The sequence below is a fragment of the Frigoribacterium salinisoli genome (genome assembly GCF_054781095.1).
Window position 1 is genome coordinate 274,951 of record NZ_BAAGVB010000003.1, and the last position, 22,928, is coordinate 297,878.

Below are 22,928 nucleotides of genomic sequence, written 5' to 3' on the forward strand. Positions count from 1 at the left end.
CGCGTCAGCGGCGACGACCCTTCTTGTCGTCCTTGACGTGACCCCGGAAGGTCCGCGTGGGGGCGAACTCGCCGAGCTTGTGGCCGATCATGCTCTCGGTCACGAACACGGGGATGTGCTTGCGTCCGTCGTGCACCGCGATGGTGTGACCGAGCATGTTCGGGACGATCATCGACCGGCGGGACCAGGTCTTGATGACGTTCTTGGTGTTGGCCTCGTTCTGCGTGACGACCTTGCGAAGCAGGTGGTCGTCGACGAAGGGGCCCTTCTTGAGACTGCGTGGCATCTTCTACAACTCCTACTTGCGCTTCTTGCCGGCGTTGCGACGGCGGACGATGAGCTTGTCGCTCTCCTTGTTGGGGTGGCGCGTGCGGCCTTCCTTCTGGCCCCACGGGCTGACCGGGTGGCGACCACCGGAGGTCTTGCCCTCACCACCACCGTGCGGGTGGTCGACGGGGTTCATCGCGACACCACGGACGGTCGGGCGGACGCCCTTCCAGCGCATGCGGCCGGCCTTGCCCCAGTTGATGTTCGACTGCTCGGCGTTGCCGACCTCGCCGATCGTGGCGCGGCAGCGAGCGTCGACGTTGCGGACCTCGCCCGACGGCAGGCGGAGCTGCGCGTAGGGGCCGTCCTTGGCGACGAGACGGACCGAGGCTCCGGCGGAGCGGGCCATCTTGGCGCCGCCGCCGGGCTTGAGCTCGATGGCGTGCACGACCGTGCCGACGGGGATGTTCTTGAGCGGCAGGTTGTTGCCGGGCTTGATGTCGGCACCGGCACCCGACTCGACGACGTCGCCCTGCTTGAGCTTGTTCGGCGCGATGATGTAGCGCTTCGTGCCGTCGACGAAGTGCAGCAGCGCGATGCGCGCCGTGCGGTTGGGGTCGTACTCGATGTGCGCGACCTTGGCGTCGACGCCGTCCTTGTCGTTGCGACGGAAGTCGATCACGCGGTACTGGCGCTTGTGCCCGCCACCGATGTGACGGGTCGTGATGCGACCCGAGTTGTTGCGCCCACCGGACTTCGAGAGCGGACGGAGCAGCGACTTCTCCGGCGTCGACCGCGTGATCTCCGCGAAGTCGGCGACCGACGAACCGCGACGACCCGGGGTCGTGGGCTTGTAGTTGCGAATGGCCATGTTCTCTTCCCTCCGAGCCCTAGCCGACAGCCGTGAAGATGTCGATGGAACCCGACTTGAGCGTCACGATGGCGCGCTTGGTGTCCTTGCGCTTGCCCGTGCCGAAGCGGGTGCGACGGGTCTTGCCCGTGCGGTTGAGCGTGTTGATGCTGTCGACCTTGACGTCGAAGATCTTCTCGATGGCGAGCTTGATCTCGGTCTTGTTCGACCGCGGGTCGACGAGGAAGGTGTACTTGCCCTGGTCGATCAGGGAGTAGCTCTTCTCGGAGACGACGGGCGCGATGATGACGTCGCGGGGGTCCTTGCCGTAGCCGCTCATGCGGAGGCCTCCTTCTTGGTCTTCGACGCGATGAAGCCGTCGAAGGCGCTCTTCGTGAAGACGATGTCGTCGCTGACGAGCACGTCGTAGGCGTTGAGCTGGTCGTACGTGAGGACGTGCACCGTGGGCACGTTGCGGACGCTCTTGCGCGTCAGCTCGTCGGCGCGGTCGACGACCACGAGCACGTGCTTGCTGCTCGCGACGGAACCGAGGAGCGTGAGCGCCGCCTTGGTCGACACGACGTCGGCGACGAAGCCCTCGACGACGTGCACGCGGGCACCGCGGGCACGGTCCGAGAGGGCCCCGAGGAGCGCGGCGGCGATCATCTTCTTGGGGGTGCGCTGCGCGTAGTCGCGCGGCACCGGTCCGTGGACGATGCCACCGCCGGTCATCTGGGGCGCACGGATCGAGCCCTGACGGGCGCGGCCGGTGCCCTTCTGCTTGAAGGGCTTGCGGCCGGCACCCGAGACCTCGCCGCGGCGCTTGGTCTTGTGCGTCCCCTGGCGGGCCGCGGCCTGCTGGGCCACGACGACCTGGTGGATGAGCGGGACGTTGGTGACGACGTCGAACAGCTCGGCGGGGAGCTCGACCGTGGAGGTCGTCGCGCCGGTGGCGTCGAGGACGTCGACCGTGGAGGACGGTGCGGTAGTGGTGGCCATGAGCTACTTCCCCTTCACGGCGGTGCGGACGAAGACGATGCGGCCGCGGGCACCGGGGACGGCGCCCTTGACGAGCAGCAGACCCTTCTCGGCGTCGACGGCGTGCACCGTGAGGTTGAGGATGGTGACGCGGTCCCCACCCATGCGACCGGCCATGCGCATGCCCTTGAAGACACGGCTGGGGGTCGACGAAGCACCGATCGAGCCGGGCTTGCGGTGGTTGCGGTGCGCACCGTGCGAGGCGCTGACGCCCTTGAAGTTGTGGCGCTTCATGACGCCGGCGAAGCCCTTGCCCTTGGAGGTGCCGACGACGTCGACCTTCTGGCCGGCCTCGAAGGTGTCGACCGTGAGCTCCTGGCCGAGCGCGTACTCGGCGGCGTCGGCGGTGCGGACCTCGGTGAGGTGGCGACGGGGCGTGACGCCCGCGGCGTCGAAGTGGCCCGTGGCGGGCTTGTTCGCCTTGCGGGGGTCGATCTGGCCGGCGGCGATCTGCACGGCCGTGTAGCCGTCCTTCTCGACGCTGCGGAGCTGGGTCACGACGTTCGGAGCGATCTCGACGACGGTGACGGGGACGAGCTTGTTGTTCTCGTCCCAGACCTGGGTCATGCCGAGCTTCTTGCCGAGCAGGCCCTTGACGTTCTTGGTGGTGACAGTCACGGTGGCCCCCTTACAGCTTGATCTCGATGTTGACGTCGGCGGGCAGGTCGAGTCGCATGAGCGAGTCGACGGCCTTCGGCGTCGGGTCGACGATGTCGATGAGGCGCTTGTGCGTGCGCTTCTCGAAGTGCTCGCGCGAGTCCTTGTACTTGTGGGGAGAACGGATCACGACGACCACGTTCTTCTCCGTCGGCAGCGGCACGGGGCCGACCACCGTAGCGCCCGCGCGGGTGACCGTGTCGACGATCTTGCGCGCGGAGGTGTCGATGACCTCGTGGTCGTACGACTTAAGTCGGATGCGGATCTTCTGTCCCGCCATGTGTGACTCTCTCTCGTTCGGACGTCGCGCACCTCATGGGCCGCCTGACGCTGTTCGCTGGGCGAACATCTGGCACTACGTGTCTCTCGCGTACCGCTGTTCTCTTGCTGCTCGCACGGCACGTCGGTGATCCGGCTCGAGGCCGCGAGGCAGCCCCGGGGAGGGCATGTCTCGCACCGGCCCGGGCTGGGCCCAGGGGTCGTGCTCGTGTGAGAGGTGTCCTGCTACCCGCGGCCTAGACGTCTCGCGTCTATGCACTACCTGGCAGTGATCCGGGCCTGCGCACCTGACGCAGCCCGAAATGTTGAACCACATGATTCTGCCACGCTCGCGCAATTGCTGCAACCCGGGCGTGTCGCGCGTTCCCGGCGGGCTCGAGCCGGCCTCCTGGGGTCCGGCACCGCCCGGGTCGAGGGACCTGCGCGAGCCCTGCCCTGGCCTCCTGCGGGCGCCCTGCCTAGGCCTCCTGTGGGCGGAACCAGGGCGGGTAGACGGCCACGCGCGGACGCGGCCCGCCCGCGTCGGCGAGGGCCTGCTTGATCTGGTCGCGGACGCTCTCGTTCGCGACGCCCACCAGGGTGACCGCGGAGAGGTCGACGCGCTCGGGCACGAGGAGCTCGGCGTCCAGGAGGTCGGGGTCGGTCAACGAGGCACGGCGCACGAGGGCCGCGGCGTCGTCACGCCCCTCCCCCACGCGCGCCTCGGGGTCGCCCGCGTCACGGTCGGTGACCGTGAAGTCGCCGCCGAGGGCCGGCACGGGGACGACGAACACGACGAAGTCGGTCGCGCGCGCGGCACGGGCCTCGGCGGACCAGCGCCCGTCGATCGCTCCGGCACGCAGCGAGGCCCAGGTGCTCGAGAGGGGCGAGAGCGCGAACGGGACCTGCTCGGACACGGGACGCCCGGCGACCACGGCGGCCGCCCGGCGGGCGCGCGTCGGCTCGGAGCTGACGTCGAGCTCGGGCGAGGCACCGGCGCGCAGGGCTCCGTCGGCGAGGATCGCGTCGAGGTTGCGCACGTGGGTCCAGTGGTGGCCACGGAGCGCCGAGAGGACGGGCACCGAGGCGGTCGTGCCCGTGGGGCTCGAGGGCGCGGGGCCGCGCAGCGAGGGGGCGCGGCGGGCCGGGTTGCGTCGGACGGCAGGGCTGGCGGCCGTGCGGCGCGCGACGGGGGCGGTCACGCCCTCGGGCGCCTCGGGGCGCAGCCGGGGCCGGCAGACGTCGCAGGCCTGGACGTCGAGTCCGTGGATGCACTCATCGATCACGCGTGTTGCTCCTCGTGTGCCGAGCTCGGACGGCACGATCATCCAGCTTACGTCACGCTGCACCGCTCCCCCGGTGCCGTCCGCCTCAGCGGAACAGCAGCACGCGCACCTCGGTCTCCGCCGACGCCAGGCGCGCGGGGTCGATCGTCTCGCCGTGCTCGTAGGCGTCCAGGAGGCGGGGGTCGACATAGGACTGCCGCGCCACGGTGGGCGTGTTGCCGAGGACCTCCGACGCGGCCTTGACAGCCTGCGAGACGGCGCGCTTGCGCTTCGACGCCTGCGGCATCGGCCCCGTCCGCGCCAGGCTCACCGCCGCCGCCACCGTCCCGTGCAGGGTGCGGAAGTCCTTCGCCGTGAACTCGTCCCCGGCGCGCAGCTTGACGTACTCGTTGATCTCGGCCGCGTGCAGCGGGCGCCAGGACGCCCCGGCCTCCGGTCGCCAGGCGAGCAGCCGGGACCGACCACCGCGACGCTTGAGGCCCGTGACGACGCTCGCCAGGTCGGCGTCCCGGATCTCGCTGTCCCAGTCCTGCCCGCTCTTGCCGGGGAAGGCCAGCTTCACGACGTCGCCCGACACCTTCGCGTGGGAGCACAGCAGGGTCGAGAGCCCGTGGCTGCCGTGCTCGTCCGCGTAGCGCTCGCTGCCCACGCGCAACGAGCCGGTGTCGAGCATCCTGAAGGCCGTCGCCAGGGCGCGGTCCTTGGTCGGCTCGGGCAGCCGCAGGTCGCGGGTCACCATCCGCCGGGCGGCCGGCAGCTGCTCGGCCAGCGCCAGGGCACGGTCGAACTTGATGCGGTCCTTCTGCTCACGCCAGGTCGGGTGGTAGATGTACTGACGACGACCGGCCCCGTCGACGCCGGTGGCCTGGATGTGGCCGTTGGCGTAGGGCGCGATCCAGACGTCGGTCCAGGCCGGTGGGATCCCGAGGTGCTCGATCCGCTCGCGCAGCTCGGTGTCGGTCACGGTCGTGCCGCCGGCGTCGCGGTAGGTGAACCCCGTGCCGGCCCTGACCCGGGTCAGGCCGGGCCGGGTGGAGTCCGTGCGTCGGAGGCGGGGCATCCGTCCACTCAACCGCGGTCCGCCTCCGCACGCCCTGCCGGGGTACAGCGCAGGAGGCCCGCCCGCCACGGGCGCGCCCCGTCGCGTCGACGACGGAGCGCGCTCGGCACGGGGACCCGGCAGCCGCCGCTCAGCGGTCGGCGGTCGGCGGTCAGCCTTCAGCGGTCAGCGGTCGCCGAGCTTGCGGTCGGCGGCGTCGCGGGCCTGACGGATCTTGTCGGAGTGGGCGCCGCCGGTCGCCTTGTCGGCGGCCCGGCTCACGGCGTCGAGCACGGCGTCGCTCGCGCCCTCGGACTTCTCGCTCTTCAGGGCGTCCTGGACCCTGCCGTCCGCCAGGAACCGCTGGGCCTTCTTCATGATGTCGTCGCTGCCTGCCATGTCGTCCTCTCGGGTGCGCCGGACGGTCCGGCCCGTCCATGCTGCCCCCGCGGACGCCGAAGAGGCCAGCCCCCGTGGGGACTGGCCTCTTCGTGATCGATCAGGTGTTACTTGACGATCTTGGTGACGGTGCCGGCACCGACCGTGCGGCCACCCTCGCGGATGGCGAAGCGCAGGCCCTCTTCCATGGCGATCGGCTGGATCAGCTGGACCGCGATCTCCGTCGTGTCGCCGGGCATGACCATCTCGGTGCCCTCGGGCAGCGTGATGACGCCGGTGACGTCCGTGGTGCGGAAGTAGAACTGCGGACGGTAGTTCGCGTAGAACGGGTTGTGACGGCCGCCCTCGTCCTTGGACAGGATGTAGACGTTGCCCTCGAACTCGGTGTGGGGAGTGATCGAGCCGGGCTTGACCACGACCTGGCCGCGCTCGACGTCCTCGCGCTTGGTGCCGCGGAGCAGCAGGCCGACGTTCTCACCGGCACGGGCGTCCTCGAGCGTCTTGCGGAACATCTCGATGGCGGTGACGGTCGTCTTCGACGACTTCTCCTTGATGCCGACGATCTCGACCTCGTCGTTCGGCTTCAGGATGCCGCGCTCGACACGACCGGTGATGACGGTTCCACGACCGGTGATCGTGAAGACGTCCTCGACGGGCATGAGGAAGGGCTGGTCCGTGGCACGGACGGGCTCGGGGACGTTCTCGTCGACCTGGTCCATGAGGTCGGCGACCGTGGCGGCCCACTTCTCGTCGCCCTCGAGGGCCTTGAGCGCGGAGACCTGGACGACGGGCGCGTTGTCGCCGTCGAAGTCCTGGCTGCTGAGGAGCTCGCGCACCTCGATCTCGACGAGCTCGAGGATCTCCTCGTCGTCGACCATGTCGGACTTGTTGAGGGCCACGACGATGTAGGGCACGCCGACCTGGCGGGCGAGCAGGACGTGCTCACGCGTCTGGGGCATCGGGCCGTCGGTGGCGGCGACCACGAGGATCGCGCCGTCCATCTGGGCGGCACCGGTGATCATGTTCTTGATGTAGTCGGCGTGACCAGGAGCGTCGACGTGCGCGTAGTGGCGCTTCTCGGTCTGGTACTCGACGTGCGAGATGTTGATCGTGATGCCGCGCTGCTTCTCTTCGGGCGCGTTGTCGATCTGGTCGAAGGCCGACGCCTCGTTGAGGTTCGGGTACTTGTCGTGCAGGACCTTGGTGATCGCCGCGGTCAGCGTGGTCTTGCCGTGGTCGACGTGACCGATGGTTCCGATGTTGACGTGCGGCTTGGTCCGCTCGAACTTGGCCTTAGCCACTGTGGGTCCTCCTCAGGACTCGAGTGCACCCCGGGCCGGTGGGCCGGGTCGAGGACCCGGCCCACCGGGCGCGGTGCGGATTGGTGTGTGTACATGCTACGCGGTCGTGGATCGACCACGCAGTCAGGGCTATTCGCCCTTGTTCTTCTGGATGATCTCCTCGGCGACAGCCGTGGGGACCTCCGCGTACGACTCGAACGTCATCGAGTAGACGGCACGCCCCGAGGTCTTCGACCGGAGGTCACCGACGTAACCGAACATCTCCGACAGCGGCACGCTGGCCCGAACGACCTTCACACCACTGGCGTCTTCCATCGACGAGATCTGCCCGCGACGCGAGCTCAGGTCGCCGATGACGTCGCCCATGTACTCCTCGGGCGTACGGACCTCGACCGCCATGAGCGGCTCGAGGAGAACGGGGCTCGCCTTGCGAGCGGCCTCCTTGTAGGCCATCGAGCCGGCGATCTTGAACGCCATCTCGGACGAGTCGACGTCGTGGGCCGCACCGTCGAGGAGCGTCGCACGGACGCCCACCGTCGGGTAGCCCGCGAGGATGCCGACCTGCATGGCGTCCTGGATGCCGGCGTCGACCGAGGGGATGTACTCGCGCGGGACGCGGCCACCCGTGACCTTGTTCTCGAACTCGTAGGTCGTGTCGGCCGTGACCTCGAAGGGCGCGAGGGCGATCTGGACCTTCGCGAACTGGCCGGAGCCACCGGTCTGCTTCTTGTGCGTGTAGTCGTAGCGCTCGACGGTCTTGCGGAGCGTCTCGCGGTACGCCACCTGCGGCTTGCCGACGTTGGCCTCGACGTTGAACTCGCGCTTCATGCGGTCGACGAGGATGTCGAGGTGCAGCTCGCCCATGCCCTTGATGACCGTCTGACCGGTCTCGGCGTTGAGCTCGACGCGGAACGTCGGGTCCTCTTCGGCGAGCTTCTGGATGGCCAGCGAGAGCTTCTCCTGGTCGGCCTTGGTCTTCGGCTCGATGGCGACCTCGATGACGGGCTCGGGGAAGGTCATGGACTCGAGGACGATCTGGTCCGACGGGTCGCAGAGCGTGTCGCCGGTCGTGGTGTCCTTGAGGCCGATCACGGCGTAGATGTGGCCCGCCGTGACGTTGTCGACCGGGTTCTCCTTGTTGGAGTGCATCTGGAAGATCTTGCCGATGCGCTCCTTCTTGCCCTTGGTCGAGTTGATGACCTGGGCACCCGACTCGATGCTGCCCGAGTAGACGCGGACGTACGTGAGGCGGCCGAAGAAGGGGTGCACCGCGACCTTGAACGCCAGGGCCGAGAAGGGCTCCGACGACTCGGGCTTGCGGATGATGACCTTCTCCTCGTCGCGCACGTCGTGGCCCTCCATGGGGGGCACGTCGAGGGGCGAGGGGAGGTAGTCGATGACCGCGTCGAGCATGGGCTGCACGCCGCGGTTCTTGAAGGCCGAGCCGCACAGCACGGGGTAGAGCTCGCTGTTGACCGTCATCTTGCGGATGGCGGCCTTGATCTCGACCGTGGTCAGCTCTTCGCCGCCGAAGTACTTCTCGAGCAGGGCGTCGTCGCTCTCGGCGACGCGCTCGAGCAGCTTGGCGCGGTACTCGTCGGCACGCTCCTTGAGGTCGGCGGGGATCTCCTCGACCTCGTACTCGGCGCCCATCTTGACGTCACCCTTGGAGTCGCCGCGCCAGGTCAGCGCGCGCATCTCGACCAGGTCGACGACGCCCTCGAAGGAGGACTCCGCACCGATCGGGAGCTGCAGCACGAGGGGCTCGGCGCCGAGGCGGTTGATGATGGTGTCGACCGTGAAGTAGAAGTCGGCGCCCAGCTTGTCCATCTTGTTGACGAAGCAGATGCGGGGCACGTCGTACTTGTCGGCCTGGCGCCACACCGTCTCGGACTGGGGCTCGACGCCCTCCTTGCCGTCGAACACGGCGACCGCACCGTCGAGGACGCGGAGCGAGCGCTCGACCTCGACCGTGAAGTCGACGTGGCCGGGGGTGTCGATGATGTTGATCTGGTTCTTGTTCCAGAAGCAGGTCGTCGCGGCCGACGTGATCGTGATGCCGCGCTCCTGCTCCTGCGCCATCCAGTCCATCGTGGCCGCACCGTCGTGGACCTCACCGATCTTGTGGGTGATGCCCGTGTAGAACAGGATGCGCTCGGTGGTGGTGGTCTTGCCGGCATCGATGTGCGCCATGATGCCGATGTTGCGGACCTTGTTCAGGTCGGTGAGCACGTCCTGTGCCACGGGTTCCTCCGAAGGGTAGGTGGGGAGTGGTGGGAGCCGGGGAGGCGCGGCGCACGTCGTGCGCACGCCGCGCCCCCGGCGGCGTGTTACCAGCGGTAGTGCGCGAAGGCCTTGTTCGACTCGGCCATCTTGTGGGTGTCCTCGCGGCGCTTGACCGCGGCACCGAGGCCGTTCGAGGCGTCGAGGATCTCGTTCATGAGACGCTCGGTCATCGTCTTCTCGCGACGGGCCTTGGCGTACGAGGTCAGCCAGCGCAGCGCGAGCGTGTTCGCGCGGTGGGGCTTCACCTCGACGGGGACCTGGTAGGTCGAACCACCGACGCGGCGCGAACGCACCTCGAGGGTCGGACGGACGTTGTCGAGCGCCTTCTTCAGGGTGACGACGGCGTCCTGCTGGTTCTTCGCGGAGACTCCGGCGAGGGCACCGTAGACGATGCGCTCGGCGAGGCCCTTCTTGCCGTCGAGCAGGATCTTGTTGACCAGCTGGCTGACGATCGGGGCGCCGTAGACCGGGTCGGCGACGACGGGACGCTTGGGTGCGGGACCTTTACGGGGCATTACTTCTGACCTGCCTTCGCGCCGTAGCGGCTACGGGCCTGCTTGCGGTTCTTGACGGCCTGCGTGTCGAGGGCGCCACGGACGATCTTGTAGCGGACGCCGGGGAGGTCCTTCACACGGCCACCACGGACGAGCACCATCGAGTGCTCCTGGAGGTTGTGGCCCTCGCCGGGGATGTAGGCGGTGACCTCGGTGCCGTTGGAGAGCTTCACGCGGGCGACCTTGCGGAGCGCGGAGTTCGGCTTCTTGGGCGTGGTGGTGTAGACGCGCGTGCAGACGCCGCGCTGCTGGGGGTTGGCCTTCAGGGCCGGCGCCTTGGTCTTGACGACCTTGGGCGTGCGACCCTTGCGGACCAGCTGCTGGATGGTGGGCACTGGTGCTCCTTGTTCGCTCTGCTCGCGTGAGCCGGGGCTCGTCGAGGCTTGTCTCTGTCCGACCGGACCGGTCGGCGTCCTCGCCCCCTGCACGACCCCCTGCCCGCAGCTGCGGGACGGTGGCGTGGAGCGACGACCGCGAGGTCGTCACGAGGAGCGGATCAGATCGTCCCTCGGCCTGGGCCGGGACCGATGTCTCGGGCGCGCCGTAAGGCGCACACCCGCTCGAGCATATCTGCCCCCAGGCCCACGAGCAACCGTCGGCGGCTGCGCCCCGACGCTCAGGGCGAACGGCCGTCGCGCGTGCGGCCGATCACCAGGGTGCCCGCCACGACGAGGGCGGCCAGGACGGCCGCCCCGAGCACGAACGGTGAGACCGCGTACCGCTCCGCGAAGAGCAGGGCCGAGGCCGCGTCGCCCCGGGTGGCGCCGTAGCCCGCGGCGCCCACGACGAGCATCGCGGACCACACCAGCACGGCGGCGGTGAGCGCGGCCGCCACGAGGCGGGGTGCGCGCCCGTCGGGCGGGGGCGCGTCGTCGTCGGTGCGGCGCGCGCGGACGGCGGAGGCCGGCTGCGCGGGGAAGGTGCCGCGGACCTCCGGCGCCCTGCCGTCGGCCGCGTCGGCCAGCGCCGCCGCACGGAAGAGGGTGAGCAGCACGACGAGACCGGCGGCGACGACCATGCCGGGGCCGAGCAGCGTGCCCGCGTCGCGCTCGGCGACGACGTCGCGGTCGAGCAGGAGGCTCTCGAACGCGGACGCCGTGATCACCGTCGCGACGTAGAGGACCGTGCCGAAGAGGGCGAGCACGGCGCGGTTCATGCTCCGAGGCTACGCCGCACCGACCGTCCGCCGCGGCGGGTCAGGAGGCGGCGGCCGCCTCGTGCGCATCCACGCGCTCGGCGTCGGACTGCTGGGTGTCGGCGTGCTGCTGCGAGGCGGCGAGCGCGATGATCGCGATGGCTCCGGTGATGACGGCGACCGAGTCGGTCAGCGGCACGGGCGCCGTCGCGGGGGCGGGCTCGGGCTCGGGCGCCGGCGCGGGCCCGACGAGCGGGGCGGCGACGAGCGGTGCGGCGACGGCCTCAGCCGCGGCTCCGGCCCGACGGCCGGCGGCCCGACGGAGGAGGAGCGTGCGGGTGATGACCCCGATCGCGATGGACGCCCAGATGGTGTTGACCACGGCGGAGGCGACCGCGCCGTGCGCGGCCACGTTGACGGCGATGAGCGCGCTGCCGACGAGGTTGACGCCCTGGTAGGCGAGCCCGTCTCGGAGGCGCCCCAGGGAGAAGAGGGCGTAGCCGGCCAGGATGACGACCGCGCCGATCCAGCCCAGGACCTCGATGACCACGTGCAGCACTCCTCTCGTCGCTCGGGGACGGCACCATGATAAGGACTCCCCCGGCCGCGACGGAACGGGCCCGCGGACCCCAGTGGGAGGGGTCCGCGGGCCCGTCGGGCGCCGTCGTGGGCGGGTCGTCAGCGACCGGCCGCCGTGTCGGCGGTGCCGTCGGCCGACTCGGCCTGGGCGGGCGTCGCGGCGTCGGGCGCCGCGATGGTGCCCGTGCCGTCCCGCATGACGTAGACGAGGCCGCCGACGGTCCAGGTCTGGCCGGCGCCCTCGACCGCGCCCTCCTCGGGCTCGCTGCTCGTGATGGTGGTCACGAGGAACAGCCGTGGCCCCTTCTGCAGCCGGTCGACGAACTCGAGGGCCTGGGCGTAGGAGCCCTCGACGTCGACCGTCACGGCGATGGTCGAGAAGGTCGCGGCCGTGACGAGCGGGTCGGTGACCGCAGGAGGCACGTCCGCCCCCGCCCCGTCGGTCCCGTCCGCCGTGGGGGCGGCGCCCTCGGCCGACGCGTCGGTCCCCTCGGTCGAGGCCCCGGGGTCGGCGACCGGGGCGGCCGCGGAGGCCGGGACCTCGTAGGAGACCGCGTCGGCCGTCGTGAACCCGGACACGGTGACGTTGGCCCCGGTGGCCATCTCGTCGATCTGGCGCAGGAGGGTGGGCATGGCCGCCTCCGCGGGCACGGAGGCCTCGGCGGCCGCCAGCTGCGTGCGCAGCGCGGGCAGGCGCTCGCTCTCGGCGCGGAGCTCGGCCGTGGCGGCCCGCAGCGCGTCGTTCTGGGCGTCCACGGACTCCTGCTGGCCGCGCGCGTCGGCGCCCGCCGCGAGCTGCGGCTGCACGCCCAGGAGGAACCCGAGCACGAGCACGGCGCCGCCCGCGAGCACGGCGACGATGAGCAGCAGGCGGTGGCGGTCGACGCTCACGAGGCGTCCTCCTTCGTGTACCGGCCCGAGAAGGCGCGCTGGTCGATGTGCATGGTGACGGTGGCGTCGTAGACGCCCTCCTCGAGCGAGACCGTGCCGGGCGTGGCGTCGGTGTAGCCTGGCAGGGTGGCGAGGCCGTCGAGCCACTCGGGGAGGCTCGGCAGGGTCGCGCTCTCGGCCGTGAAGGTCAGCGTGCCGACGCGGGCTCCCTGGAGCGGCGAGTCGGCCTGCGCGTAGTCCTCGACGGGCGAGGCCTGGTCGAGCGTGATGGTGGTGACGGAGACCCCTGCGGGCAGGGTTCCCTGCAGGTCGGTGAGGAAGTCGCGCCAGACGATCTCGGTCGAGCCGCCGACCACCTGCGCCGCGGTCAGCCGGTCGATGTCGGCCTGCACGTCGCGCACCTCCGTGTACCGCCCCTGCTCCACGAGCAGCTGCTGCGTCTCGGCCTGGGCGGCCTCGAGGTCGCCCTGGGCGGTGATCTGCGACGCGGTGGCCGCGCCGACCCCGATCGCGACGACCGCGGCGGCGGCGGCGACGCCCATCCAGGTGCGCCGGACGGCGACGCCCGCGCGCCGCTCGGCCCGGACCTCCGGGGGCAGGAGGTCGACGACGGGCACGCCGCCGACGGCGACCTGGACGGCCTTGGCCCCTGCCCTGGGCCGTCTCGTCAGCGGGCTCACGCGGCGCTCCCCAGGGCGAGGCCGAGCGCGACGGTCACGTCGGCGGCGCGGGCGCGGAGGGCGACCTCGTCGACGCTGCGGTGCAGCCCGACGGTGGCGAACGGGTCGCCGGTGGTGACCGGCAGCCGGGTGACCTCGGCGAGGGCCTCGGGCAGCCCGGGCAGCTGCGCCCCTCCCCCGGTGAGCACGATCTCGCCGACCTGCTCGGTGGGGCGCGTGTTCACGAAGTACTGCACGGTGTTGCGGAAGCTGCCGAGCAGGTCGTTGACCGACTCGAAGATCGCAGCCGAGGCGGCCTGCTCCTGCGCCGTCGTGACGAGCGTGCTGAGGCCGCGCTGGCGCTTCACGGCGACGGCCTGCTCGACGGGCACCTCGAGCCGGGCGACGAGCGCCTGCGTGATGTCGTCGCCGCCCGAGGGGATGATGCGCACGAACTGCGGTGCCCCGTCGGTGACGATGACCACCGACGAGGTGCTGTGGCCGATCTCGATGAGCGCGACCGTGCCGGCGAGGCCGGGGCGGCCCACCAGGAGTCGCGTGGTCGCGAACGGGATGAGGTCGACGCCCTTCGTGGCCAGGCCGGCCAGGCCGCTGGCCCGGACGTTGCCGAGCACCGCGTCCTTGACGGCGGCGATGAGGAGGCCGTGCAGCACGGGGCCGTTGTCGCCCTCCGCCTCGGCGTACGGGTAGAAGTCGAGCAGCGCGTCGCCCACCGGCACCGGCAGCATGTCCTGCACCTGGTACGGCAGCGACTCCCGGATGCGCTCGCGGGAGGCCTTCTGCACGGTGAGGTCGCGGGCGAGGACCCGCTGGTTGCCCATGCCGAGCACGACCTGCTTGCTCTTGAAGCCTCCTGCGCTCCAGAGCTGCTTGAGCGAGGCCGCGACGGTGCGGGGCTCGAGGACCTCGCCCCGGCTCGCGGACCCCTCGGGGAGGGGCACCTCCGCCCAGCGCAGGATCGTGGGGCGCGGCTTGTCGACGTCGGCGACCTCGACCGCACGGAGCGATCGGGAGCCGACGTCGACGCCGACGAGTGACTTGGCCATCAGGGTGTCTCGTTTCTGCGCGAGGTCGGGTTCACGCGAGCTGGAGGAGGGAGAGGTAGGCGTGGGCGACGGTGCCGCCGACGAGGACGCCGACCCAGGTGCCCGCGAGCATCCAGGGGCCGAAGGGGATGCCGCCGCCGCGTCGGACGCGACCGGTCGCGAGCAGGACGATCGAGACGACGCCGCCGAGCAGGAACGCCGCGAAGGCGCCCACGGCGAGCTCGCCCCAGCCGAGCCAGCCGAGGTACAGGCCGAGGGCGCCGGCGAGCTTGACGTCGCCGTAGCCCATGGCGCCGGGCTTCACGAGCGCGAGCACGAGGTAGAAGGCGTAGAGCGCGACGGCGCCGACGCCGGCCCGCACGAGCGCGCCGACGTCGCCGACGAGCAGGGCCGAGGCCCCCAGCAGCACCGCGCCGACGGCGTACGTGGGCAGCACGATCGCGTCGGGCAGGCGGTGGTGCTCGAGGTCGATGAGCGCGAGGGCGACGCTCGCCCCGGCCAGCCAGAGGAACGCCACCAGCTGCAGCAGCGCCGCGACGAGCGGGAGGGCCTCGGTCGGCACGGCACCGAACGGCCAGCGCGCGGCCGCGACGACCACGAAGGCGGCAGCGGTGCCGAGCTCGACGAGCGGGTAGCGCACCGAGATCGGCGTCGCGCAGGAGCGGCAGCGACCACGCAGCAGGAGCCAGCTCAGCACGGGCACGTTGTCGCGCACCGCGAGGGGGGTGCGGCAGCTCGGGCAGGCGCTCGCCGGCCGCGCGATCGACGCGCCCGCGGGGACGCGGTGCACGACGACGTTGAGGAACGACCCGATCAGGAGGCCCGCACCGCCCGCGAGGACGGCCGCGGCGAGCCACGGGGCGAGGGCGGTCACGGCGCGATCTCCTTGCCGGTGGCGTCCACCGCGGTCTTGCTCTCGACCACGTGGGTGATGCCGTAGGTCGTCGAGACGGGCGAGAGGAACTTCGGCGGCGCGGTGTACCGCAGGCGCGCGTCGTAGACGTAGGCCTTCGTGTACCCGGTGCTCCCGGTCGTGGCGACGGGGCCGCGGTACTTCTGCGAGATCGAGCCGAAGACCCGCAGGGTGCCCTTCGGGTAGCCACCGTCGAGGTTGTAGTTCTGCACCGTGAACGTGTGCAGGACGCTGAGGATCGCGGCCTGGACCACGCGGTCGCTCGCGCTGCGGTCGATGAGGGCCTGGCTGGACGAGGTCTGCGGGACCGACACCCAGCGCTCGCACGTCGTCGACCAGCCCCACCACGCGTTGCAGGAGTAGGTCTCGCGCTGCTGCACGTAGGTCGTCGTCGTGACCGTCTTCACCGGGTTGTGCACGATGACGGCGTTCTCGCCGACGAGGCCGAGCACGTCGGTCGACACGTCGCCGTACTTCACGTCGCCCGTGACGTAGACGTAGTTGGACGCCGCGATGGTGAGGGCACCCTTGAGCGTGCCCTGCACGAAGACGTCGCCCGCGGTGCAGCTGTAGCTCGCACCGGTCTCGTCCTTCACCGGGAAGCCCACCCCGTTGCCGGGCGTGACGCCGTCCGCGCCGGTGCAGGAGGTCCCCTCGGGGGTCGAGGCCGAGTAGTTCGCGTCTCCCTTGACCGCGGGGACGTTCTGCACGAAGACGAGGTTGTTCGCGGGGACGTCGAGGGTCTGGCCGCCCGGGCCGCCCAGGGAACCGACGGCGCTGCCCGGGATGCCGCAGCGCGCGGGCGCGCTGCCCTTGGTCGGGTCAGCCGTCGTCTGCGTCTTCTTCGTCCAGGGCGACCGGACCGTCATCCTGCCGTCGGCGAGGAGCGTGATGGTCGTCGGCCCCGTGTAGAGGCAGCCGGGGTTCGGCACCGTGGTCGCCAGGTCGGAGCGGACCTCGAGGCGCATCTTGTCGTTCGTCTCGGGCATCTCGATGCGCGGGGCCGGCCCGGGCGTGGGCTTTCCCCCGAAGTCGGGCGTGCCCGTGCAGGTCGCGCCGGAGGCCGCGAGGTAGCGGTTCGGCCGCGTGCTCGCGGTGGTCGTCACGCCCTTGAACTGCGTGCCGCCGCAGACGACCATGGTGTCGTTCGTGTGCAGGGGCCCCTCGATGACGTCGTTCTTGGCGAACTGGATCGAGGTGCAGTTGGGGCGCGAGGACACCGCCCACTCGTAGGCGTCCTTGCACTGCGAGCTCGAGAAGACGGGGTCGCTCATCTCGTAGTCGGTGAAGTAGACGTAGTCGATGAAGCCGTCCTGCTTGAGGTCGGCGACGACGGTGCGCGTCGTGTCGCCGACGCGACCGGTCGAGCGCAGGCGCAGCATGCCGCGGGACGTGTAGGAGGAGTTGTCGACCTCGTAGCGGTAGGCGGCGTCGGTGCCGTCGCCGACCGACTGCCACGTGCCGGAGGGGCCGGCCCCGAAGGCACGGTTGCCGCCGGTGCCGCGGAAGGTGCTCCCGGTGCTGAACGAGGTGACGCGCGCACCGTACTGGCTGTAGGCGTTGTCGTTCGCCAGCTTGCTCTTGTAGTCCTCGACGCCGGCGTAGGCCGCGGCGATGGCCGCGTTCCAGTCGGAGTCCGTGCGCGACTTCTGGCTGCCGCTCACGGCGACCGCGACCATGGTCACGCTGAGCAGGAGCAGCACCATGCCGAGCCCGATGACGCTGGCCAGCGCGATGCCGCGCTCGGCGTCGTCGCGACGCAGGCGGCGGAGGGTGCGGGCCAGGAGGCGCGCGGTGCGGAGTCGGGTCATCACAGGGTCCGGGCGAGGTCGAGGTTGGGCAGGCCGACGGTGTTGACGAGGGTGGTCGCCGTCGGGGAGGTCGCGGAGTCGCCGACCTGCACGCGGACGCGCACGGCGGCGACCTGCCGCAGGGCCGCCTCGGTGGTGAGGGTCGCGAGGGGCAGGTCGGCCCCGGTCGCGCCGACGGGCGCGAAGAGGTTCGTGCCCGTGACCACCGAGGTCGCCACCGTGCGGGTCGTGGTCGTGCCGGTGAAGAGGAAGAAGCCGGCGACCGTCCGTCGGCTCTGCGTGGTGGACTCCTTGAGCGAGCGCCCGTCGAGCCAGTAGCGCACCTTGACGGGCGTGGCGTCCGACGACGCGAGGTTCACGTAGGCGTAGAAGACGACCTCGCTGCCGAGCAGCGTCTCGAACGCGGGCGCGGGCAGGTTGACGTCCTTGACCGGGTTGTCGGTCGCGGCGCGCAGGTTGCGGGTCATGGCCGTCATGGCGTTGGTGGCGGTGCGGGTCGACTCGTCGATGGCCCGCGCCTGGGTGGACGCGCGCATCGCGGAGACCATGAAGCCCCCGGTGATCGCCATGAGGATCGCGAAGACCATCATCGCGACCAGGAGCTCGGCGAGGCTGATGCCGTCGTCACCGCGCCGGGCACGGGCGGCGCGCGCGAGGAGCGTCCGGAGCGCGCTCACGGCGCGACCGTCCTCGGGTCGAGCAGGACCGTGCCCCGCGCGGCGTCGACGACGCCGCGGGTCACGGCCGCGCCGGCCTGGGGCGTGACCTGGTCCGTGAGGGAGAGGACCCCCAGGATGCTCGCGACGCGGTAGAACTTCCACGTGCCGTAGGGCAGGGCCAGCACCTTGCCGTCGGTGACGCCCTCGAAGGTGTACTGCCGCCCCGTCACGCAGCCGGGGTCGCCGTTCGCCCGGCCGTCCTGCTGCACCGCCACGAGGGCGGTGCTGCCGCGCAGCCCCGTGAGCTGGACGAGGCCCATCGGCACGTCGACGGTCTCGGACGCGCCGGGCAGTCCCCCGACCGGCATGAGCTCGCGGCCGACGGCGCCGTCGGCCGCGGGCGTCGTCCAGGCGGAGGGGTCGACGGAGAGGCAGGACCGGGTGACGTTCGCCTCGGTGGTCGGGTCGATGTGCCGCCCCGCCATGACGGCGTAGCCGCCCGAGAACGGGAAGAGCGTCGCGGGCGAGGCCGCCGAGGCCGGCAGGACCGTGTCGCCGCGGGTGACGTTGCGGAAGGTGATGTCGAGGTTCGTCGGCAGGAGCGGTCGCGGGGTCGTCCCCTGCACGGGGACGGCCTTGAGGGAGACCGCGGTGTCGTACGAGAACGAGGCGCTCGCGGTCCGGCCCGCCTCGACGGTGACCGGGCTCGACGACGCCGACGACTCCTGGGTCGGCGTGACCAGGCCTGGCGCGGCGATCGAGACCGTGTAGTTGCCGGGCTCCACGCGCAGGGCGTAGCTGCAGCCCGTGGCGTCGGTCACGGGCGGGGAGGCGGGCTTCACGGCCCCGTTCGCGGGCGTCGCCGTGCCGATGGTGACGGGCACGCCCGCGCGGCCAGCCCCCGACGCCCCCGTCACCTGGACGACGATGGTGCCCTTGGCCGGGTCGTTGATGCGGTCGTTCGGCGCGAGCACGGTGGCCGAGGTGATCGGGGCCGCGACTTTCCGCATGCCGTCGTAGGTGACCGCGACGCGCACCGACTTGTACTGCAGGCTGCCGGTGCTGGCGCCGGGACGGGCCGCGACGCCCGTGCCGCACGCCGTCGACGTCGTCGCGGCGTCGGTCCACGCGGCCGTGCGCGCGACGTGGAACGTGAAGCCGCCCACCTGGGTGCTCCACGACTTCGAGGTCACCGTGAAGACGTCCTCGACGCTGCGCAGGAGGTCGATCTCCTGAGCGGCGAGGTTCGTCGCGATGGCCCGGGCCCGGCTCTCGCGCGTGAGCACGAGGGAGTTCGTGATGCTGTAGGCGACCCCGACCGAGACGACGGCGAACACCATCATCGCGACGATCACCTCGACGAGGCTGAGGCCCGCGTCGCGGTCGGCCGGGTCCGCGGGGCGGAGCACGGCGGCGAGGCGTCGGATCATGGTGGGTTCACCTCCCGGTAGGTCAAAGAACTCGGAAGACCGCGCGGCAATAGGGATTGCTGTTGCCGCGCGGTCGCGTGCCTTAGGAGATGGTGCAGGGCGTGGTGCTGACGCCCTTCGAGCCGGTCGCGTAGAAGAGCTTGTCCGAGGTGCTCTGTCCGATGATGCAGAAGCTGTCGGTCGCCGAAGGGCCGTAGCTGAGCGCCTTCGTGTTCTTGCCGATGGTCGCGCCGGCATCAGCCCAAGCCGTCGTGGCCGTGCCCACCGCGGGGAAGGTCGCCGCGTCCGCCGTACCGTTGAGAGGGCCGAACTTCGTGGGGAGCGTGCCGCTGTTCGTCTGCAGGCTGATCACTGCAGTCTTCAGGTTCGTGATGTCGCTCTGGACGGCCGAGTCCTTCGCGTTGTTCTGCACGCCCAGGTACACCGGGATCGCGATGGCGGCGAGGATGCCGATGATGATGACGACGACGAGGAGCTCGATGAGCGTGAAGCCCTTGTCCTTGTCGGCGGTGAGGTTCTGGCGGCGAGCGGAGAGCTTGCCCATGAGCGCGAAGTACATGGCGATCCGTTTCGGGGTCGGGGGGAGGTGTCTCAGGCGCCAGGTCGCGCCCGTCTGCTCCGAGTCTCCTGGTCGGTGCAAATGCACAGAATCCCGCGGACGGGGGGTTTCGACGCGTCGGTCGGCCCCAGTCCGGGTCACCCCCGAACGGGAAGGAACCCCAGATCAGGGGTAGAAGGCATCGCCGTGGGACGCGTCGTCAGGAGGCGCGGGCGGCGCACGCCACGACGGGGCCCGACCTCCCGGTCGGACCCCGTCGTGGCGCTCTCGACGCGCTACTGGATGAGCGACGTGATCTGGAAGATCGGCAGGTAGAGCGCGACGATCATGCCGCCCACGACCACGCCGAGGAACGCGATGAGCAGAGGCTCGATGAGCGAGGTCAGCGACTCGGTGGTCGCGGTGACCTCCTGGTCGTAGAACGCGGCGACCTTCTGCAGCATCTGCTCGAGCGAGCCGGCGTCCTCGCCGACGGCGATCATCTGCGTGACCATGGGCGGGAACACGCCCGAGGCCGTGAGGGGGCCGGCGATGGACTCGCCCTGCCGCACCGACTCGGCGACCTCGACCAGGGCCTCCTGCAGCACGTAGTTGCCCGACACCTCCCCCACGATGCGCAGCGCCGTGAGGATCGGCACGCCCGCGCCGATCATGTTCGAGAAGTTGCGCGCGAAACGGGCCACGGCGATCTTGCGCAGCAGCGGGCCGAACACCGGCAGCTTGAGCTTGATCGGGTCGAGCACGGCGCGCACCCTCACCGAGTTCTTGTTCGTGCGCCACCAGATCGAGAACGCGACGCCGGCCACGACGAGCGCGGGCAGCACGAACGGCATCGCCCGGGAGGCGTGCACGAGCAGCATCGTCGGCAACGGCAGCTGGCCGCCGAGGTTCGTGAACATGTCCTGGAAGATCGGGACGATGAAGGTCAGCATGACGACGACGGCGACGAGCGACATGACGAGCACGACGACCGGGTAGGTCATCGCCGACTTGATGGTGGAGCGGAGCGCGACCTCCTTCTCGAAGGTGTCGGCCGTCGACTCGAGCGCCTGGTCGAGGAACCCGCCGACCTCGCCGGCGCGGATCATGTTGACCATGAGCGGCGGGAAGTGCTGGTCGTGCCGGCCGACCGCGTCCGAGAACGAGACGCCCGACTCGACGTCGTCGCGCACCTCGGCCATGACCTTCGCCAGCGTCTTGTTCTCGACCTGGTCGGCGATGATCGAGAGGGTCCGCAGCAGCGACAGGCCCGCGGCGATCATGGTCGCCATCTGGCGCGACACGACCGCGATCTCCTTGAGGGAGACGCCCCCGCCGCCGAGGGCGCCGAACGAGATCTCCCGCTGCAGGCCGGTGCCCTCCCGGGCCTCGGCGATCGTGATGGGCGAGACGCCCATGGTGCGCAGTCGCGAGACGACGGCGCCCTCGCTCGAGGCGTCGACCCGGCCCTTGACGACCTTGCCCTCGGCGGTGCGGCCCTTGTAGGTGTAGGCGGTCGCGGTGGCCATCAGTCGTGCCCTCCCGAGAACGCGTCGCCGAAGTCGATGCCGCCGTCGAGCCCCTGCGTCTCGGACGAGTTGATGACGCGCGTGACGAGCCGGTCGAAGCCCTCCGCGTCGTGCACCTTCTCCATCGCGGCCCGGTGCGTGACGACGCCGGTGTTGACGAGGTCGGCCAGCTTCTGGTCGAGGGTGTGCATGCCGAGATCGCGCCCCGCCTGCATGGCCGAGGGGATCTGGTACGTCTTGCCCTCGCGCACGAGGTTGCCGATGGCGGGCGTCATCATCATGATCTCGGTGGCGACGACCCGGCCCCGGCCTCCTGCCCTCGGCACGAGCGTCTGGCAGATGACGCCCTGCAGCGTCGCGGCGAGCTGGGTGCGCACCTGGTCCTGCTGGTACGGGGGGAACACGTCGATGACGCGGTCGATGGTCTGGGCGGCGCTCTGCGTGTGCAGGGTCGCGAACACCAGGTGGCCGGTCTCGGCCGCGGTGAGCGCCACGGAGATGGTCTCGAGGTCGCGGAGCTCGCCGATGAGGATCACGTCCGGGTCCTGGCGGAGCACGTGCTTGAGCGCCGCGGCGAAGCTGTGGGTGTCCTGGCCCACCTCGCGCTGGTTGACGATCGCCTTCTTGTGCGGGTGGAGGAACTCGATCGGGTCCTCGACCGTGACGACGTGGTCGGCGCGCGTGCGGTTGACGAGGTCGATGAGGGCGGCGAGCGTCGTCGACTTGCCCGAGCCGGTCGGGCCCGTCACGAGCACGAGGCCACGGGGCAGCTTCGCGAAGCGCGAGACCACCTCGGGCACGCCGAGCTCGTGCAGGGGCCGGATCTCGGTGGGGATGAGGCGGAACGCCGCCCCCATCGAGCCGCGCTGCTGGTAGACGTTCACGCGGAACCGCGACTCGTCCGACAGCGACCAGGCGAAGTCGAGCTCGAGCTCCTCGTCGAACTGCGCCGCCTGCTCGGGCGTGAGCAGGCTCGTCAGCGCCGAGCGGACGGTCGCGGCGTCCCACGCGGCCCCGCGCACGGCGGGTCGCAACCCGCCGTCGACGCGCAGGGTCGGCACGGCGTCGGTCGTCACGTGCAGGTCGGAGCCGCCCTGGAGCACGACCTCGCAGAGGGCCTCGACGAGACCGCGGTGGGCGACGGTGCGAGCGTGCTCGTGCAGCTCGATGCGCGACCGGGCGTCGTCGACCGCGGCCGGTGCGGGCTCGTCGGCGAGGTGATGGCCCGAGGTCGGTGCCGACACGGGCACCGTGCCCGAGGCGAACGCCCTGGCCGTGTCCGCGAACGAGGTGCCGGCAGGAGGCCGGAGCGGGCCCGGCGCGGCAGGTCCCGACGCGGCGGGTGCCGGGGCGGCCTGCGCCGTCGCGGGCGTCGTGGCGACGGGGGCGACGACGGTGGGTGCCGTGACCGTGGCGGTCCCCGGGGTCGACGACGAGGGCACGGTCTCGCCCGTGACCCGCGGGTCGTTCCACGGCGTGAGGGCGGGACGCCCGCCGCCCTGCAGGGCGCTGGCGAGGCGGGCGGCGCGGCGGCTCGTCGGCGCGGGGGTGGGCGTCCAGCCGAGCACGGCCTCCTGCCCGGCCTCGACGCTGTAGACGGTGGTCGGGGGCTCCTCGACGCGGTGCGGCGACACGGGGGCCGACGGCACGGGCAGCGCCCACGACGTGGCGGGCGTGTCGGTCGAGAGGTCGTTGCCCGGCGTGCCGGGGGTCCAGCCGGCTGCGGACCCGACCTCGTCGGGGATCTCGAAGACGGTGTCGCTCATGCGGTCGCTCCTGGCG

General features: G+C 71.1%; 25 protein-coding genes. All 25 read right to left on the reverse strand.

Annotated elements, in window-relative coordinates:
* Positions 1-4 precede the first annotated feature (4 nt).
* The 25 genes from rpsS to ACYVHQ_RS09420 all read right to left on the reverse strand — a co-directional run bounded on the left by rpsS (position 5) and on the right by ACYVHQ_RS09420 (position 22,912).
* Positions 5-286 (reverse strand): 30S ribosomal protein S19, encoded by a 282-nt coding sequence (gene rpsS, locus ACYVHQ_RS09300; RefSeq protein ID WP_123547689.1) that lies wholly within the window; start codon positions 284-286, stop codon positions 5-7.
* 12 nt (positions 287-298) lie between these two features.
* Positions 299-1,138 (reverse strand): 50S ribosomal protein L2, encoded by an 840-nt coding sequence (gene rplB / locus ACYVHQ_RS09305; RefSeq protein ID WP_460512326.1) that lies wholly within the window; start codon positions 1,136-1,138, stop codon positions 299-301.
* A 19-nt stretch (positions 1,139-1,157) separates the two neighbouring features.
* Positions 1,158-1,457, reverse strand: coding sequence for a 50S ribosomal protein L23 (gene rplW / locus ACYVHQ_RS09310; RefSeq protein WP_043593363.1), 300 nt, complete (start codon positions 1,455-1,457; stop codon positions 1,158-1,160).
* Entirely contained in the window at positions 1,454-2,116 is a 663-nt protein-coding gene (rplD, locus tag ACYVHQ_RS09315; protein ID WP_460512328.1) for a 50S ribosomal protein L4, read from the reverse strand. The genes rplW and rplD overlap by 4 nt, the downstream gene beginning before the upstream one ends.
* A 3-nt stretch (positions 2,117-2,119) precedes the next feature.
* Complete coding sequence (gene rplC, locus ACYVHQ_RS09320) at positions 2,120-2,773, reverse strand: 50S ribosomal protein L3 (protein ID WP_460512330.1); 654 nt, start codon at positions 2,771-2,773, stop codon at positions 2,120-2,122.
* A gap of 10 nt (positions 2,774-2,783) precedes the next feature.
* Positions 2,784-3,092, reverse strand: coding sequence for a 30S ribosomal protein S10 (gene rpsJ, locus ACYVHQ_RS09325; protein WP_043593369.1), 309 nt, complete (start codon positions 3,090-3,092; stop codon positions 2,784-2,786).
* A gap of 457 nt (positions 3,093-3,549) precedes the next feature.
* Positions 3,550-4,356 (reverse strand): DarT ssDNA thymidine ADP-ribosyltransferase family protein, encoded by an 807-nt coding sequence (locus tag ACYVHQ_RS09330; RefSeq protein ID WP_460512332.1) that lies wholly within the window; start codon positions 4,354-4,356, stop codon positions 3,550-3,552.
* Positions 4,357-4,441: 85 nt separating this feature from the next.
* Complete coding sequence (locus ACYVHQ_RS09335) at positions 4,442-5,416, reverse strand: DNA topoisomerase IB (RefSeq protein ID WP_460512334.1); 975 nt, start codon at positions 5,414-5,416, stop codon at positions 4,442-4,444.
* Between the two features lie 165 nt (positions 5,417-5,581).
* Positions 5,582-5,794, reverse strand: a complete 213-nt coding sequence (locus ACYVHQ_RS09340) for an Rv0909 family putative TA system antitoxin (protein ID WP_460512336.1) — start codon at positions 5,792-5,794, stop codon at positions 5,582-5,584.
* 107 nt (positions 5,795-5,901) lie between these two features.
* A complete protein-coding gene (gene tuf / locus ACYVHQ_RS09345; RefSeq protein ID WP_460512338.1) occupies positions 5,902-7,095 on the reverse strand; it encodes an elongation factor Tu in 1,194 nt (397 codons plus the stop codon).
* A 129-nt stretch (positions 7,096-7,224) separates the two neighbouring features.
* Positions 7,225-9,339, reverse strand: coding sequence for an elongation factor G (fusA, locus tag ACYVHQ_RS09350; RefSeq protein ID WP_460512340.1), 2,115 nt, complete (start codon positions 9,337-9,339; stop codon positions 7,225-7,227).
* An 86-nt stretch (positions 9,340-9,425) separates the two neighbouring features.
* Positions 9,426-9,896: a 30S ribosomal protein S7 gene (rpsG, locus tag ACYVHQ_RS09355; RefSeq protein WP_460512341.1), complete on the reverse strand. Its 471-nt coding sequence runs from the start codon at positions 9,894-9,896 to the stop codon at positions 9,426-9,428.
* Positions 9,896-10,270 carry a 30S ribosomal protein S12 gene (rpsL, locus tag ACYVHQ_RS09360; RefSeq protein ID WP_349937685.1) on the reverse strand — a complete coding sequence of 125 codons (375 nt, stop codon included), beginning with the start codon at positions 10,268-10,270 and terminating at the stop codon, positions 9,896-9,898. Before rpsL ends, rpsG begins: the two co-directional genes overlap by 1 nt.
* A gap of 281 nt (positions 10,271-10,551) precedes the next feature.
* Entirely contained in the window at positions 10,552-11,091 is a 540-nt protein-coding gene (locus ACYVHQ_RS09365; RefSeq protein ID WP_460512344.1) for a DUF6121 family protein, read from the reverse strand.
* A gap of 40 nt (positions 11,092-11,131) precedes the next feature.
* The gene (locus ACYVHQ_RS09370) at positions 11,132-11,620 is read right to left on the reverse strand and encodes a CBU_0592 family membrane protein (protein ID WP_460512346.1); all 489 of its coding nucleotides are present in this window, start codon (positions 11,618-11,620) and stop codon (positions 11,132-11,134) included.
* 128 nt (positions 11,621-11,748) lie between these two features.
* On the reverse strand, positions 11,749-12,540 hold the full coding sequence (locus tag ACYVHQ_RS09375; protein ID WP_460512347.1) for a hypothetical protein: 792 nt from the start codon (positions 12,538-12,540) through the stop codon (positions 11,749-11,751).
* Positions 12,537-13,220, reverse strand: a complete 684-nt coding sequence (locus tag ACYVHQ_RS09380; RefSeq protein ID WP_460512349.1) for a hypothetical protein — start codon at positions 13,218-13,220, stop codon at positions 12,537-12,539. Before ACYVHQ_RS09380 ends, ACYVHQ_RS09375 begins: the two co-directional genes overlap by 4 nt.
* On the reverse strand, positions 13,217-14,266 hold the full coding sequence (gene pilM / locus ACYVHQ_RS09385; protein WP_460512351.1) for a type IV pilus assembly protein PilM: 1,050 nt from the start codon (positions 14,264-14,266) through the stop codon (positions 13,217-13,219). Before pilM ends, ACYVHQ_RS09380 begins: the two co-directional genes overlap by 4 nt.
* Positions 14,267-14,297: 31 nt before the next feature.
* The gene (locus tag ACYVHQ_RS09390; protein WP_460512353.1) at positions 14,298-15,140 is read right to left on the reverse strand and encodes a prepilin peptidase; all 843 of its coding nucleotides are present in this window, start codon (positions 15,138-15,140) and stop codon (positions 14,298-14,300) included.
* Positions 15,137-16,990 carry a hypothetical protein gene (locus ACYVHQ_RS09395; protein WP_460512355.1) on the reverse strand — a complete coding sequence of 618 codons (1,854 nt, stop codon included), beginning with the start codon at positions 16,988-16,990 and terminating at the stop codon, positions 15,137-15,139. Before ACYVHQ_RS09395 ends, ACYVHQ_RS09390 begins: the two co-directional genes overlap by 4 nt.
* Complete coding sequence (locus ACYVHQ_RS09400; protein WP_460512357.1) at positions 16,990-17,667, reverse strand: PulJ/GspJ family protein; 678 nt, start codon at positions 17,665-17,667, stop codon at positions 16,990-16,992. Before ACYVHQ_RS09400 ends, ACYVHQ_RS09395 begins: the two co-directional genes overlap by 1 nt.
* Positions 17,664-19,079 (reverse strand): prepilin-type N-terminal cleavage/methylation domain-containing protein, encoded by a 1,416-nt coding sequence (locus ACYVHQ_RS09405; protein WP_460512359.1) that lies wholly within the window; start codon positions 19,077-19,079, stop codon positions 17,664-17,666. The genes ACYVHQ_RS09400 and ACYVHQ_RS09405 overlap by 4 nt, the downstream gene beginning before the upstream one ends.
* An 82-nt stretch (positions 19,080-19,161) precedes the next feature.
* Complete coding sequence (locus ACYVHQ_RS09410; protein WP_460512361.1) at positions 19,162-19,638, reverse strand: type II secretion system protein; 477 nt, start codon at positions 19,636-19,638, stop codon at positions 19,162-19,164.
* A gap of 275 nt (positions 19,639-19,913) precedes the next feature.
* The gene (locus ACYVHQ_RS09415) at positions 19,914-21,146 is read right to left on the reverse strand and encodes a type II secretion system F family protein (protein ID WP_460512363.1); all 1,233 of its coding nucleotides are present in this window, start codon (positions 21,144-21,146) and stop codon (positions 19,914-19,916) included.
* A complete protein-coding gene (locus ACYVHQ_RS09420) occupies positions 21,146-22,912 on the reverse strand; it encodes a type IV pilus twitching motility protein PilT (RefSeq protein WP_460512365.1) in 1,767 nt (588 codons plus the stop codon). The genes ACYVHQ_RS09415 and ACYVHQ_RS09420 overlap by 1 nt, the downstream gene beginning before the upstream one ends.
* Positions 22,913-22,928 lie beyond the last annotated feature (16 nt).

Coding starts and splice junctions, on each gene's coding strand:
- rplW (WP_043593363.1), bottom strand. CDS start 1,457: ATGAGCGGCTACGGCAAGGACCCCCGCGACGTCATCATCGCGCCCGTC.
- rpsS (WP_123547689.1), bottom strand. CDS start 286: ATGCCACGCAGTCTCAAGAAGGGCCCCTTCGTCGACGACCACCTGCTT.
- ACYVHQ_RS09340 (WP_460512336.1), bottom strand. CDS start 5,794: ATGGCAGGCAGCGACGACATCATGAAGAAGGCCCAGCGGTTCCTGGCG.
- ACYVHQ_RS09420 (WP_460512365.1), bottom strand. CDS start 22,912: ATGAGCGACACCGTCTTCGAGATCCCCGACGAGGTCGGGTCCGCAGCC.
- rpsJ (WP_043593369.1), bottom strand. CDS start 3,092: ATGGCGGGACAGAAGATCCGCATCCGACTTAAGTCGTACGACCACGAG.
- ACYVHQ_RS09405 (WP_460512359.1), bottom strand. CDS start 19,079: ATGATCCGACGCCTCGCCGCCGTGCTCCGCCCCGCGGACCCGGCCGAC.
- ACYVHQ_RS09410 (WP_460512361.1), bottom strand. CDS start 19,638: ATGTACTTCGCGCTCATGGGCAAGCTCTCCGCTCGCCGCCAGAACCTC.
- rpsG (WP_460512341.1), bottom strand. CDS start 9,896: ATGCCCCGTAAAGGTCCCGCACCCAAGCGTCCCGTCGTCGCCGACCCG.
- ACYVHQ_RS09395 (WP_460512355.1), bottom strand. CDS start 16,990: ATGACCCGACTCCGCACCGCGCGCCTCCTGGCCCGCACCCTCCGCCGC.
- rplB (WP_460512326.1), bottom strand. CDS start 1,138: ATGGCCATTCGCAACTACAAGCCCACGACCCCGGGTCGTCGCGGTTCG.
- pilM (WP_460512351.1), bottom strand. CDS start 14,266: ATGGCCAAGTCACTCGTCGGCGTCGACGTCGGCTCCCGATCGCTCCGT.
- ACYVHQ_RS09365 (WP_460512344.1), bottom strand. CDS start 11,091: ATGAACCGCGCCGTGCTCGCCCTCTTCGGCACGGTCCTCTACGTCGCG.
- ACYVHQ_RS09335 (WP_460512334.1), bottom strand. CDS start 5,416: ATGCCCCGCCTCCGACGCACGGACTCCACCCGGCCCGGCCTGACCCGG.
- rplD (WP_460512328.1), bottom strand. CDS start 2,116: ATGGCCACCACTACCGCACCGTCCTCCACGGTCGACGTCCTCGACGCC.
- ACYVHQ_RS09415 (WP_460512363.1), bottom strand. CDS start 21,146: ATGGCCACCGCGACCGCCTACACCTACAAGGGCCGCACCGCCGAGGGC.